The organism is Natronoarchaeum rubrum, assembly GCF_024494695.1.
Window position 1 is genome coordinate 313,808 of sequence record NZ_JANHDP010000002.1, and the last position, 12,755, is coordinate 326,562.

Annotated in this window: 12 protein-coding genes; 2 read left to right on the plus strand and 10 right to left on the minus strand. The window is 67.0% G+C overall.

All coding sequences use genetic code 11. The features are described 5' to 3' along the window. Window positions 1-22: 22 nt before the first annotated feature. The 8 genes from NO931_RS05745 to ahaH all read right to left on the minus strand — a co-directional run bounded on the left by NO931_RS05745 (window position 23) and on the right by ahaH (window position 8,373). Complete coding sequence (locus tag NO931_RS05745; protein ID WP_256391678.1) at window positions 23-1,450, minus strand: ATP synthase subunit B; 1,428 nt, start codon at window positions 1,448-1,450, stop codon at window positions 23-25. A gap of 2 nt (window positions 1,451-1,452) precedes the next feature. Beyond that, window positions 1,453-3,213 (minus strand): ATP synthase subunit A, encoded by a 1,761-nt coding sequence (locus tag NO931_RS05750; RefSeq protein WP_256391679.1) that lies wholly within the window; start codon window positions 3,211-3,213, stop codon window positions 1,453-1,455. A 3-nt stretch (window positions 3,214-3,216) separates the two neighbouring features. Beyond that, window positions 3,217-3,546 carry a V-type ATP synthase subunit F gene (locus tag NO931_RS05755; RefSeq protein ID WP_256391680.1) on the minus strand — a complete coding sequence of 110 codons (330 nt, stop codon included), beginning with the start codon at window positions 3,544-3,546 and terminating at the stop codon, window positions 3,217-3,219. Then, the gene (locus NO931_RS05760) at window positions 3,543-4,607 is read right to left on the minus strand and encodes a V-type ATP synthase subunit C (protein WP_256391681.1); all 1,065 of its coding nucleotides are present in this window, start codon (window positions 4,605-4,607) and stop codon (window positions 3,543-3,545) included. Before NO931_RS05760 ends, NO931_RS05755 begins: the two co-directional genes overlap by 4 nt. Then, window positions 4,604-5,185 (minus strand): V-type ATP synthase subunit E, encoded by a 582-nt coding sequence (locus NO931_RS05765; protein WP_256391682.1) that lies wholly within the window; start codon window positions 5,183-5,185, stop codon window positions 4,604-4,606. Before NO931_RS05765 ends, NO931_RS05760 begins: the two co-directional genes overlap by 4 nt. 21 nt (window positions 5,186-5,206) lie before the next feature. Beyond that, window positions 5,207-5,485: an ATP synthase subunit C-like protein gene (locus NO931_RS05770; RefSeq protein WP_256391683.1), complete on the minus strand. Its 279-nt coding sequence runs from the start codon at window positions 5,483-5,485 to the stop codon at window positions 5,207-5,209. A 271-nt stretch (window positions 5,486-5,756) separates the two neighbouring features. Then, window positions 5,757-7,985 carry a V-type ATP synthase subunit I gene (locus tag NO931_RS05775; protein ID WP_375142042.1) on the minus strand — a complete coding sequence of 743 codons (2,229 nt, stop codon included), beginning with the start codon at window positions 7,983-7,985 and terminating at the stop codon, window positions 5,757-5,759. A 55-nt stretch (window positions 7,986-8,040) separates the two neighbouring features. Beyond that, the gene (ahaH, locus tag NO931_RS05780) at window positions 8,041-8,373 is read right to left on the minus strand and encodes an ATP synthase archaeal subunit H (protein ID WP_256391685.1); all 333 of its coding nucleotides are present in this window, start codon (window positions 8,371-8,373) and stop codon (window positions 8,041-8,043) included. 287 nt (window positions 8,374-8,660) lie between these two features. On the opposite strand from ahaH, the gene NO931_RS05785 reads away from it, so the two are divergent. Continuing rightward, window positions 8,661-9,281 carry a methyltransferase domain-containing protein gene (locus NO931_RS05785; protein WP_256391686.1) on the plus strand — a complete coding sequence of 207 codons (621 nt, stop codon included), beginning with the start codon at window positions 8,661-8,663 and terminating at the stop codon, window positions 9,279-9,281. 50 nt (window positions 9,282-9,331) lie between these two features. Here the strand turns inward: NO931_RS05785 and NO931_RS05790 are convergent, their stop codons facing one another. Next, complete coding sequence (locus NO931_RS05790) at window positions 9,332-9,799, minus strand: type IV pilin N-terminal domain-containing protein (protein WP_256391687.1); 468 nt, start codon at window positions 9,797-9,799, stop codon at window positions 9,332-9,334. 53 nt (window positions 9,800-9,852) lie between these two features. Next, window positions 9,853-11,088: a DUF7096 domain-containing protein gene (locus NO931_RS05795; protein ID WP_256391688.1), complete on the minus strand. Its 1,236-nt coding sequence runs from the start codon at window positions 11,086-11,088 to the stop codon at window positions 9,853-9,855. Window positions 11,089-11,290: 202 nt separating this feature from the next. On the opposite strand from NO931_RS05795, the gene NO931_RS05800 reads away from it, so the two are divergent. Continuing rightward, window positions 11,291-12,661, plus strand: coding sequence for a helix-turn-helix transcriptional regulator (locus NO931_RS05800; protein ID WP_256391689.1), 1,371 nt, complete (start codon window positions 11,291-11,293; stop codon window positions 12,659-12,661). Window positions 12,662-12,755: the final 94 nt, after the last annotated feature.

Consider the following 12,755-nt stretch of genomic DNA (forward strand, 5'->3'; position numbering starts at 1 on the left):
CGACGAAAATCTGCGTCGCCGATCAGTCGGCGGTCGCTTCGACGGTCTCTCCCTCGTCCTCGCGGTAGTGCTCCGCGATGAGGTCCTCGTCGATGCGGTTGAGCGCTTCCTTGGGGAGCATGCTGAGCAGGTCCCAGCCGAGTTCGATCGTGTCGTCGATCGAACGGTCGGTGTCGTAGCCCTGCTGGACGAACTCCTCCTCGAAGCGGTCGGCGAAGTCGAGGAACTTGTTGTCCCGCTCGCTGAGCGCTTCGCGACCGACGATGTTCACGAGGTCGCGCAGGTCTTCGCCTTCCGCGTACGCGGCGTACATCTGGTCGGAGACGTCGGCGTGGTCCTCGCGGGTGAGCCCCTCGCCGATGCCGTCGTCCATCAGGCGCGAGAGGCTCGGCAGCACGTTGACCGGCGGCTGGACGCCCTGACTGTTGAGGTCCCGATCGACGTAGATCTGGCCCTCGGTGATGTATCCCGTCAGGTCCGGGATCGGGTGGGTGTCGTCGTCGCCGGGCATCGTGAGGATCGGGATCTGGGTCACGGAGCCCTCGCGGCCCTCGATGCGGCCGGCCCGCTCGTAGAGCTGGGCCAGGTCCGTGTACATGTACCCGGGGTAGCCACGGCGGCCGGGCACCTCCTCACGTGCGGCGCCGATCTCGCGCAGCGCCTCGCAGTAGTTGGTCATGTCGGTCAGGATGACCAGCACGTGGTAGTCCTTCTCGAAGGCGAGGTACTCCGCGGTCGTGAGCGCCATCCGCGGCGTGACCGTCCGCTCGACTGCGGGGTCGTCCGCGAGGTTCATGAACACGACCGAGCGCTCGAGCGCGCCGGTGCGCTCGAAGTCCTGCATGAACTCGTTGGCCTCCTCCTGGGTGATCCCCATCGCACCGAAGATCACCGCGAACTCCGACCCTTCGTCGTCGTCATCGTCGCCGGACTCCTCTTCCTCCGGGACGGTCGCCTGACGGGCGATCTGCAGCGCGAGCTCGTTGTGGGGCAGCCCCGATCCGGAGAAGATCGGCAGCTTCTGGCCCCGAACCAGCGTGTTCATGCCGTCGATGGCGGACACGCCGGTCTGGATGAACTCCTCGGGGTACTCGCGGGCGTAGGGGTTGATCGCCTTGCCGACGATGTCGATGCGGTCGTCGGGGACGATCTCGGGCCCACCGTCGATCGGGTTGCCCGACCCGTCGAGCACGCGCCCGAGCAGGTCCTCGGTGACGGGCATCTTCATCGTCTCGCCCAGGAAGCGAACCGAGGAGTTGCGGTCGATGCCGCCGGTCCCCTCGAACACCTGGATCGCGACGACGCCTTCGCTCGATTCCAGTACCTGGCCGCGCCGAGTGTCGCCGTTCGGGGTCTCGATCTCGACGACCTCGTCGTACCCGACGGGCTCGTCGACCTCGGCGAACACCAGCGGACCGCTGATCTCGGTGATTGTCTGATACTCTTTCATTGTTAGTACAGCTCCCGGAGCTGGTTCGCGATGTCGTCTTCGAGGTCGCTGATGAACTCCTCGTAGTCCTCGGCGACGCCCATGCGGTTGAGCTGCGGGGCGGCGTCGATGTCCTGGATCTCCTCGACGGGGACGCCGGCTTCCAGCGCCTCGAACGCCTCGTCGTTGAACGTCTCGATCGCCTGGAGCATCCGGTAGGTCTTGGTCGGCTCGCAGTACGTGTCCGTCGGGTGGAACGCGTTTTGCTGGAGCCACGCCTCGCGGAGGTAGCGAGCGACCTCGAGGGTCAGCTGCTGGTCCTCCGGCAGGGCGTCCTTGCCGACGAGCTGGACGATCTCTTGGAGTTCGTCCTCCTCGTCGAGCACGTCGATCGCCCACTGGCGCAGCTCGGGGTAGTCCTGGGCGACGTTGTCGCGGTACCACGGGTCCAGCTGGTCCCGGTACAGCGAGTACGACTCGTTCCAGTTGATAGAGGGGAAGTGCCGACGCTCCGCGCGGTCGGCGTCGAGCGCCCAGAACGTCTTGACGATGCGCAGCGTGTTCTGGGTGACCGGTTCCGAGAAGTCACCGCCGGGCGGGGAGACGGCGCCGATCGCCGACACCGACCCCTCGCGGCCGTTGAGGTTCTCGAACTTGCCGGCGCGCTCGTAGAACTCCGCCAGGCGAGCGGCGAGGTACGCGGGGTACCCCTCCTCGCCGGGCATCTCCTCGAGTCGCGAGGAGATCTCGCGCATGGCCTCGGCCCACCGCGAGGTGGAGTCGGCCATCAGCGCGACGTCGTACCCCATGTCGCGGTAGAACTCCGCGATGGTGATTCCGGTGTAGATGCAGGACTCCCGGGCGGCGACGGGCATGTTCGAGGTGTTCGCGATGAGGCAGGTGCGGCTCATCAGCGGCTTGCCCGTCTTCGGGTCTTCCAGTTCGGGGAAGTCCTCGATCACTTCCGTCATCTCGTTGCCGCGCTCGCCGCAGCCGACGTAGACGACGATGTCGGCGTCGGCCCACTTGGCGAGCTGGTGCTGGGTGACGGTCTTGCCCGAGCCGAACGGACCGGGAATCGCGGCCGTCCCGCCCTTGGCGATCGGGAACAGGCCGTCGAGGATGCGCTGCCCCGAAACGAGCGGGGTCCGGGGCGTGCGCTTCTCCTCGGCCGGGCGCTGCTCGCGCACCGGCCACTCCTGGCGCATCTGGACCTCCTCACCGTTGTCGAGCTTGACGACCGTCTCCTCGACGTCGAAGGTGCCCGACTCGACGGCGGCGACCTCGCCACCCTCGTAGTCCGGCGGTACCATTACCTTGTGCTCGATGCTCTCTGTCTCGGGGACGGTCCCGACGACGTCGGTCGGGCCCACTTCGTCGCCTTCCTCGACCTCGGGAGAGAACTCCCAGGTCTTGTCCAGGTCGATCCCCGGCGCGTCGACGCCGCGGTCGAGGAACGCGCCCATCTTGTCTTCGAGCACCTCGAGCGGGCGCTGGACGCCGTCGTAGATGGAGTCCAGCATTCCCGGTCCGAGGTCGACGCTCAGGGGTTCGCCAGTGTTCTCGACGGGTTCGCCCGGCCCGACGCCGGACGTCTCCTCGTACACCTGAATCGTCGTGATGTTGCCTTCGATCTCGATGACCTCTCCCATCAGCCCCTCGTGACCGACGTAGACGACGTCGTTCATCCGGGCGTCGAGGTCCGTCGCGGTCACGACAGGGCCGCTCACGCTGTCGATGACGCCGTCCTCGCGGACGGAGTCTGTGTCTGTTGCTTGACTCATGATTTAGCTCTCGTCTTCCTCCATCAGGTCGATACCGATCGCTCGCTTGATCTTCTCGCGCAGCCCGCCGCTGCCCGCGCCGCCACCGAGGGTGACGACGACCGGTTCCACGCTCGTCTCGACGTCCTGTCGGACGCCCCGCGAGAGGTGTTCCAGATCGTCGTCGTGCATGACGACGATGCCGACGCCCTCGTCGGTGAGGACGTTCTCGACGGCGTCGTCGAGCGCCTCGGCTTTCTCCTCGTCGGGGACGTTCTCGAACTTGCGGACGCCGGCCAGCCGGAAGCCGGTCGTGAAGTCCGGACTGCCGACGACGGCGATCTCCTGGCTCATAGTATCACCAGCTCTTCCTCGATCTCTGACTCGTCGAGACCGGCCTCGCGACCGCGCGCGATCGCGCGGACGTTCTCGACCTCGCGCTCCTTGGCGAGGATGTACGACAGTACCGCGGCGATCGACACCGGGTAGACGTTCGAGAGCCGGTCGGAGTACTCCAGCAGCGCCGCCTCCAAGGCGTGCTCGAACCCGATCAGGCTCTCGGCGCCCTCGAGCTCGTCGAGCGCGACGTCTAACTCGTCGCCGTAGTGGCTGTCGCGGATGTGGGCGACGAGCTCGTCGAAGTTCCCAACGAGCTGTCGTAGCTCCCGCTCGTCGAAGAGCGTTCCGCCCTCGATGAAGAACTCCGCCGGATCGATGTCGGCGCCGGTCCGCGCGAGCCGCAGCGCGTTCCGGGCGTTCCGGAAGTCGATCTCCGCTTCGAGGAACTCGACGTAGCGGGCTCTCGGCCCCTCGGCGTTCGGGCCGACGCTGACGTCCGACAGCAGTAGTTCGTAGAACGCGCGGTCCGCGGCGTTTTCGAGCGGGACGAGCAGCCCCTCGGCCTCGAACGCCTCGTAGGCGCCGTCGAGGGGCTCGTGGAACACCGTCCCGTCGAGCAGCTCGATGGCGTCCTCGACGCTACCGGCTTCCGAGAGCCGGTCGAGCAGTCGGTCGTCGAACTCGCCGGCGCGGATGTAGTCGGCCTGGATCGCCTCGGCGTCGGCGTCGGTGTAGATGCCGCGCAGCGCCGTCTTGACGTTCCAGACGTCGAACTTCCGGAGGTAGCGCGCGATCAGGTCGTACAGCGTCCCCTCGGACCACTCCAGCAGGTCGTCGAAGTGCTTCGCGAGGTTGGCGTGCAGCGCGTACTCGATCAGGTCGACGCCGTCGTAGCGCGACCCGAGCGAGTTGATCTCGCGCTCGTACTCGCTTTCTTCCATGAACCGCGCGATCCCGCCGGGGCCCATCCGCACCAGCTTGCGGTAGTCCTCGTCGCCGAACAGCTTCTGTCGCCGGGAGCGAACGCGGGCGTTCACGTACTCCGGGTTCGAGGCACCGTGCTGGCTCGTACTCATTGTTCGAAGAGTCGCGAGCTGATCTCTCGCAGGTTGTCTTCCCAGACGTCCTCGAGCACGGAGTCGAACGTGTTGTTCACGCGCAGTCGGCTCGACTCGCTCTCGACGACGACGCCGCCGAGACAGTCGTACTCCCCGCCGTACTCGAACCCGTCGTAGTCTTCGAGGATCTCTTTCAGGAGCTCCTCGTCGTCGGGCCGAGCGTAGACGACCACGTCGTCCGCGTCGTCGAACTCCGGCTCGGCGGCCTCGAGCAGCGCGCGGGTCAGCTCCTCGCGCTCGTCGCCGCCCAGCTCGGCAAGCTCGGATTCGACGGTCTCGCGGACCGACTCGAGCGTGTCGCGTCGGGCTTCGAGGCGCTGTTGCTTGGCCTCCAGCTTCGCGCTGGAGAGCTTCTGTTCGCGCTCCTGAGTGACCTGTCGCTCGGCCTCTTCCTCGGCCTCGGCGACGATCTCGTCGGCCTCGGCCTGAGCCTCGTCGACGATCTCCTCGGCGCGGGCTTCGCCCTCCTCGCGGATATCCTCCGCACGCGCGCGGGCTTCGTCTCGAATGTCCTCAACGACTGTATCCAGACTCATTGTAAGAAATGGGGGTGCGGTTTAGACGAAGAGCGCGACGAGCGCGAAGATCACCAGCGTCTCGGGCAGGACCGTCAGAACGATCCCGATACCCGTAGAGATGGAGTCTTCGGCGAGTGCGCCGACTGCGGCGGCGCCGATACCGCGCTCGGCGTAGCCCGCGCCGATCGCGGCGAGGCCGATACCGATCGCAGCTGCAGCGCCCTGGCGAAGGGCCGGCTCGTGGTTGACCGTGGTCTGGGAACCGTCCTGAAGGACGGTGAGGCTGTCGACTAGTGCGGGTGCGATGGTTTCGATCATGATTATGTGTACCTCGTGGCTTCGGACAGTCCGTACTTCTCCCCACAGAGTTCATAAAGCTTCCCAAACGAAACGGCCGATTTCGGGCTTCTAACCGCTAACAGCGGGCTTCGACGGGTATTATACTTTCGATACAATCTCAGTTCGTGACAGTAGGATGAACGATATGCGGACGCGGTTACGAGTTGAAGCGAGAGGCCTTCTCACCTGCCGTGCGGCGGCGCCGCTGTCGAGCCGACGCCGAGCAGAAAAAATCGACCGCGGCGAGGCGTCAGTCTTCAGCGGTGTACTCCCGATCGTAGCCGAACGGGGAGAACACGCGACCGCCGCCCTCGTAGAACTTGTCGAAGAACTCGACGTACTCGAGACGGATCCCCTGCAGGCCGGCGCTGGTGACGCCCAGCAGCAGGACGACCAGATGGCCGATCACGAGGATGAACACGCCTGCGATCGCAAAGGGGAGGCCGCCGTGAAGGAGGCCGCCGAACATGACTTCCGAGACTTCGGCGCCGTGATACCCGTGCTCGGCGTAGTACGACGGTGCGTGGCTCGTCGCGAAGTGCCACTCGCCGTCGACGACGTACACCCCGAAGAACAGCAGGTTGACGACGAACGCCATCCCCGCCTTCGCCAGGATCACCGCGCCGATCCGGAGGTAGGATAGCACGTCGCCGAACACGCTGAAGCTTTCGAGGCCGCCGATGAGGATGCCCATCACGCCGTAGTGTTTGACCTCACCGTAGACCATCGTCAGGAAGCCGATGGCCAGCAGCGGGAGGCCGACGAACAGCCCGGCGGCTTCGGGGAGGCCGCTAAACCCGAGGTTCAGGGCCGTGTGTTCGCCCTGTGGGCCGAACGAGGTGTACAGAATGTCGGGCTTTGCTCCCGCGAGGTGGCGGCTGAACACCCACGTCCACAGTCCGATCATCATCGTCGCCCACGAGCCGTGCTCGAGGTAGGACTTGACGACGCCGTGGTCGAGATCGTTGATGAACCCGAACACGTAGCCGATCGTGAGATGGAGCAAGCCGAGCAGCAGGCTCGCCACCAGCCACGCCGTACCGTAGTAGCTGAAGGCGGGCTGGAGCCCCTTGTGCAGCGGCGGACTACCGCTCGGGAACACGATCTCTCCGAGGAAGTGCATCCCGAAGAACTCGCCGTACAGCACGCCGAACAGCATCGTGAAGCCACCGGCCCACATGCCGATCGCGCCGAGGCTGCGGAACACGTCGTCCTCGAAGCGGCTGTACAGCAGGTAACCGACCGCGACGTACAGCAGTCCGTACCCCAGGTCGCCGAGCATGAACCCGTAGAACGCCGGGAACGTCAGCAGCAGGACGATCGTGGGGTCCAGCTCGGAGTACTTCGGCCGGTTGATCATCTCGAGCAGGAACTCGAACGGCTGGGCCGCCTTCACGTTGTCCTGGATCACCGGCGGGTCGTCGGCCATGGTGACGGCGCCGGAGGAACCGGCTGCCGATGCGGTCGCGGTTCCACCGTCGGTAGCAGCCTTCGGCGGCTCCTCCTCGTCAGCGTCGCCGGGTTCATCTGGCGTCTCGGTCGACTCTGGTTCGCCGTGGTCGACTTCCTCGGTGTGGGCCGCGTGGCCGTCCTCGGTGTACTCCGCGCGTTCGAGCTCTTCGATCTCGACGCGGTCGCCGACGGCGTCTTCGAGCGCCGCGACCAGCTCGTCGTACTGATCGGTCGGCACCCAGCCTTCGGCGACGAACGCGCGCTCGGTCGTCGCGAACTGCAGGGGCGCCTCGGTCTGTTGAACCTCGATCGAGAGCTTCTCCTCGGCCGCCAGCAGGAAGCCGGCGGCGTCGAGCTTGATCTCTTCGAGGTCGCTCTCGATCGAATCGAGCTTCGATTCGAGCTGCTGTTTGCGGTGGCGCAGCTCCTCGAGGTACTCCTCGGGACTGCCCTCGGCGTCGGGCACTTCCAGGCCCGCGAAGTCGACGCCGACGAGCGCGTCGTCGAGCGTCTCGCCGTCGGCCTCGCCCTCGGGGTAGACGAACGCGGCGACCACGTCGCCGTCGCCGGTGAACAACTCGAACTCCTCGACGTCGTCCTCGGCCGCCAGCGCAGCCCGGAGCTCTTCCTCGTCGCCCTCGCCGACGCGGACCTCGAGTCGCTCGTAGCCGCCGAGCAGGTCAAGATCGATACCGAGGTCGGCGAAGGGTGCCATCGAGTTGATTCGATCCTCAACCTCGCGGAGCTCGTCCCGCACTTCGGTGCGACGCTCGTCGAGTTCGTTAACTTCCTCGCGCACCTCGGCGAGCTCCTCGTCGAGCGCCTCGTCGTCGACGATCCGGCTCGGGCCGGCGTCTTCCTCCTCGACGCCGAGGATGCTCTTGAGCGAGCGGACGGTGACCAGTTTCTCGGATGCCGTCTCCGAGCCCTCGACCGGGTCGCCGTTGTCGAACCCGGCCCAGGAGCCGTCGTAGTCGCTCAGGTGGACCAGGTTGAGGTCGTGGACGGCCTCGATGACCGGCTCCATCACCGCGCGCGAGCCCGTCACCGACACCTTGCTCATCCGCTCAGGTCTGAGCAGCTCAGAGCTGGCCATGCACCGCCTCCGTGAACACCTCGAGGACGTGTTCGACTACCTCGTCCTCTCGCTCGCTTGCGGTCTCGGCGAGCTGGTCGCGCTGTTGGCGTCCTTCTTCGAGGATCTCCTCGCGCTCCTCGGACAGTTCCTCGCGAGCCTCTGAGAGCCGCTTCTCCTTCAGCTGCTGGGCCTCGGTCTCCGCCTGCTGGCGGATCTCCTCGGCGCGTTCGCGCGCCTCGGCGATGCGGTCGTCCCGATCCGCCTCGGCCTCAGCGACGATCTCGTCGGCTTCGTCTTCGGCCTCCTGTATTCGGTCGAGAACCTCTGGCCTCGGCATGTCTATTATCAGGCGGAACTTTGCAAAGGGGCGTATAAGGTAGTTGCGAAAGGTTCCGCGCCCAGCGGCCCGATCACGGGACGGCCGATCGTCGGTGAGGCGCCGCGATCGCACCGCTAGGCGGCGAGATGCCGTGTTCGCGGGCGATGGATGTGTCTCCTAACAGCGAAGCGGAGTGTAACGTACGCCAGCCCGACGAAGCTGAGTGCAGCTGCCCGTTGTCCTCGGCGCCGCTCGCTCGCCGCCAAAGGTCAGGATTATGACTCGGCAGTCCAAAACCCCGAGTAATGGGCGTTCTCGAGAACAAGCGGCGTGCACGGCTGTTCTACAAGTACCTATCGCAGGTGTACGATCGCGTCAACCCGTTCATCTGGAACGAGGAGATGCGCGAGGAGGCGATCGGGATGCTCGACATCGACGAGGACGATCGGGTGCTCGACGTCGGCTGTGGCACCGGGTTCGCCACCGAGGGCCTTCTCGAACGCACCGAGAACGTCCACGGACTCGACCAGAGCGTCCACCAGATGGAGAAGGCGTGGGCCAAGCTCGGCAAGCACGACCCGGTGCAGTTCGCCCGCGGCGACGCCGAACGGCTCCCCTACCAGACCGACAGCTTCGACGTGATCTGGTCGTCGGGCTCGATCGAGTACTGGCCCCACCCGGTGGCCGCGCTGCGGGAGTTCCGCCGCGTCGTCAAGCCCGGCGGGCAGGTGCTCGTCGTCGGGCCGAACAACCCCAAGAGCTCGATCGCACAGAAGGTCGCCGACGCGATCATGCTGTTCTACGACGACGAGGAGGCAGACCGGATGTTCTCCGAGGCGGGCTACGAGGAGATCGAACACCGGCTGATGGGGCCCGCCCACAAGCCCAACATCGCGATCGTCACCGTCGCCCGCGCGCCCGAGTAAGATCAACGCGGCGTCTCGACGCCGCACTGCGATCTACGTCGTGCGCCAGTTCACCGTCCGACCGTCCGCTGATCGGCGAGCACCCGGCCGTCGATCCGGACGACGACCCGAACCGTCGCTCCTTCGTCGATACCGCCGGGCTCGTTCGTCGCGGCGACGCGCAGCGAGGCGGTCTCGCCGGCCGTCCAGTCGCCGTGCCAGCCGGAGTTGAACGGCCCGCTCGGTCCCGGTTCGAACCCCCGCGCAGAAAAGAAGGGGACCGGCGGCTGGTGAGCGAGTTCCGTCCCGTCGATCTCGACGTGCATCGAGACGGCGGTCGGATCGAGCGCGTCCCCGCCGCCGTGGGTCACGGCGATCCGGTCCGCGTCGGCATCCGCCGCGATCTCCAGCGTCGCGGTCGAGGACGGTGCGTCGACGCCGACCGTCGCCAGCCCGCCAGCGACGACGGCGGCGAGCGCGACGCTCAGGAAGACGAGCAGCGCAACGCCGACGAGCGGGGCGAGGCCGCGATCGGTCACGGGCGGCGCTCGCCGCGCCATCCGATATCAACCTGTCGCGCGAGGGGGCGCCGTCAGTCTGACGGATCCCGCACCGTCACCGTCGCGTTCTCGGCGCCCGGCGCCGACACCGTCACCGTCACGTCGCCCTCGGGTGCGAGGAGCCACGCGACGCCGTCGCCACCGGTCCGGGCCGTGTACCCGTCGCCGATCGTGACCGTCGCGTTGATCGGCTGGCCGTCGTCGTCAGTGACGTTGACCCAGACGGGACCCCCGTTCGGGACGCGGTTCGCGCCGACTGTGATGTTTCCGTCCGGCGGCCGCACCGTCGCCGTTCGATCGAGCGCCGAGAGGTCGAGCGTGTGGTACTCCTGGAACACGCCCTTTGTGGAGCTGTCGAGGAAGATCCGAGTCGATCCCGCGGGGTGGTTGTTCACCGTCTCGCGGGTCGTCGTGCCGTACGTTCGCGAGGACGGCTCCCGCTCGTTGGGGGCCAGCGAGTAGAGCCACGGGTAGTGGTCCGACGCCGTGTCGAGGACCTCCTGACGGCTCTCGAACTGCTCGGTGCCGTCGGGATCGTACTGGTCGGTCTGGATCCCCTCGCGCAAGTACTGGTCTCCCTCGATCTTCGAGAGGACGGCGGTGTTCTCCGACGTCTCGACGTGAATGTGCTCGTCGATCGAGCCCTCTCCCGTCGTCGCGGCGACGAGATCGTTTCTGATCGGCGTGTCGAACCGGGAGAACGCGTACCGGAGGTTTCGCGTGCTGATGTCCACGTCGGCGTCGCGACTCGCGAGCTCGTCGATACGATCGAGACGTCGCTCGCCGTCGGTCGCGTTCGTCGATAGCATCGCGAGTTCTCGGAGGAACGCGGTCGTCGATAGCTCGCCCGCGGCGTGGTCGTTTATCGCCACCCGCTCGCGCTCGACGAGCAGGTCGTGACGGCGCTCCATGTCGGCCAGCGCCTCGTCGAGCACGGCCTGTCGTTCGGCGGTCGTGTCCGCGGCCTCGAAGCGGTTCTCGTATCCGGTCGCTGTCAGCTCCGACCGCAGGTCGCGGTCGGCCATCTCCAGCGTGTTCCCGATACTCCGCGACGTCTCGTCGGTGTCGGCCCGCGCCGCCTGGCCGCCGTGGGTGATCCACGAGATCGGGCCGGCCGGCTCGGTGAGCGCGGCGGCGTCGATCGACGGCGCGGCGTCCCGATCGGTCGAGAGCGCGGATACGTCGGCGCCGCCGGCGGGCGCCGCCGCGACCACCGGCGACACGAGGAGGAGGAGGGCGACGACGATCGTCGCGGGGATGCGTGTCATTACCGGCGACGTAGGATATTCTTATACAAAAGTTCGCCGCCTCTCTGACGGTCGTGCGTCCTCGCCGTCCGCTCGGACGCCGGAAACGACGCGGTGCCGAGCGAGCCGCGACGAGCCGAGCATCCGCGAGACAATTTATAACCCGATCTGACGTTTTATCACGATGAAAAGCATTTTCTTCCCCCAGTTAGGATGGGTGGGTATGCGGGTTCGCGCCGCCCTCCTGACAGTCCCGCTGTTGTTCGCCCTCCTCGTCGTCCCAGCCGCCGGAACGGCCCTCCTTCCGGCGGGTGCGCCCGACGGCGCATCCGCCCAGACCGCGGCGCCGACGCTGCAGAGCGACGGCTCCAACGAGTCGACCGTCAATCAGGTGTTTCGAATCAACGTCACGGACGACGGCGACGCGCGCTGGATCGTCACCAGCCGCGTCCACGACCTCGATACGCAAGAGGATCGGCAGGCGTTTCGCGATCTGGCCGCCGAGTACGAGGCCGGACAGACTGACACCGGCTACTCCACGGCGACGTTCGAGCCGTTCGCCGCCAACGCCTCGGACGTGACCGGTCGCGAGATGGCGATCGTCAACGAGAGCCGGTCGACGCGGCTGGTGAACGGGACCGGCTACCTCTCGTTTTCGTTCACCTGGACTAACTTCGCGACCGTCGACGACGATCTGGTCGTGCTGGGTGACGTGTTCCAGACGGGCTCGGGGACGTGGCTCTCCGGTGTCGAAGACGGACAGCGACTCGTGATCTCCCCGCCGCCCGGCTACGCGGTCGATTCGCTGAGCTTCGGCGCGCTGCCCGACGGCGGCCTCGATAGCGGAACGCTGACCTGGACCGGACCGGTGTCGTTCGCTGACTCCGACCTCGGGGTGACGTACGTCGCGACCGACGGCCCCACCGGTCCGACGGGCCCCCCGACTGATCCCTCATCCGACGGGATCGTGCTACTCGGCGTCGGACTCGCGGCGATCGTCGGCGGGCTGGCGCTGGGCGGATACGTCCTCAGGGGACGCGATGACGCCGTCGCCCAGATTGTCACGGCGATTCCCGGTGCAGGCGACGACCCGACGGCTGACGACGGCAACGGCACGTCCCCTGCCGGGCGGTCGACGTCGCCGGCCGGCTCGGACGACGCGGCGTCGGACGACGGCGGGCCAGCAGTCGCCGCGGACGACGCCGGAACAGCAACTGCCGCGGGCGACGCCGACGTGGAATCGCCGGACGACCCGTCGACGGCCGACGCTACCGACGCGTCGAGCGATCTCGACGACGGTGCGGCCGCCGGCGCTGCGGGCGCCGCTGCCGCCGATGCGTCCGACGCGGACGGCGACGACGCCGACGAGGTCGACCCCGAACTCCTCAGCGACGAGGAGCGCGTCGAGCGGCTCCTCCGGGAGAACGGCGGTCGAATGAAACAGGCGACGATCGTGACCGAGACGGGCTGGTCGAACGCGAAGGTGTCCCAACTGCTCTCCGCGATGGACGAGGACGACCGCGTCGACAAGCTCCGGATCGGCCGCGAGAACCTGATCAGCCTGCCCGACGAGGACGTAACCGAGGTCGAGTAACGGCGTCGAGGCCCCGACGCCGACGGGTCGCTGTCGGCGTCGGGACAACCCCGGGCGACGGATTCCGAGTTTCAAAACCATTTAGCGGGTGGTC

What these genes read in the sequence shown, in the direction of transcription:
- NO931_RS05760 (WP_256391681.1), bottom strand. Translation starts at nt 4,607, where the DNA reads ATGAGTACGAGCCAGCACGGTGCCTCGAACCCGGAGTACGTGAACGCC.
- NO931_RS05785 (WP_256391686.1), top strand. Translation starts at nt 8,661, where the DNA reads ATGGGCGTTCTCGAGAACAAGCGGCGTGCACGGCTGTTCTACAAGTAC.
- NO931_RS05745 (WP_256391678.1), bottom strand. Translation starts at nt 1,450, where the DNA reads ATGAAAGAGTATCAGACAATCACCGAGATCAGCGGTCCGCTGGTGTTC.
- NO931_RS05795 (WP_256391688.1), bottom strand. Translation starts at nt 11,088, where the DNA reads ATGACACGCATCCCCGCGACGATCGTCGTCGCCCTCCTCCTCCTCGTG.
- NO931_RS05800 (WP_256391689.1), top strand. Translation starts at nt 11,291, where the DNA reads ATGCGGGTTCGCGCCGCCCTCCTGACAGTCCCGCTGTTGTTCGCCCTC.
- NO931_RS05765 (WP_256391682.1), bottom strand. Translation starts at nt 5,185, where the DNA reads ATGAGTCTGGATACAGTCGTTGAGGACATTCGAGACGAAGCCCGCGCG.
- NO931_RS05775 (WP_375142042.1), bottom strand. Translation starts at nt 7,985, where the DNA reads ATGGAGCCGGTCATCGAGGCCGTCCACGACCTCAACCTGGTCCACCTG.
- ahaH (WP_256391685.1), bottom strand. Translation starts at nt 8,373, where the DNA reads ATGCCGAGGCCAGAGGTTCTCGACCGAATACAGGAGGCCGAAGACGAA.
- NO931_RS05750 (WP_256391679.1), bottom strand. Translation starts at nt 3,213, where the DNA reads ATGAGTCAAGCAACAGACACAGACTCCGTCCGCGAGGACGGCGTCATC.
- NO931_RS05770 (WP_256391683.1), bottom strand. Translation starts at nt 5,485, where the DNA reads ATGATCGAAACCATCGCACCCGCACTAGTCGACAGCCTCACCGTCCTT.
- NO931_RS05755 (WP_256391680.1), bottom strand. Translation starts at nt 3,546, where the DNA reads ATGAGCCAGGAGATCGCCGTCGTCGGCAGTCCGGACTTCACGACCGGC.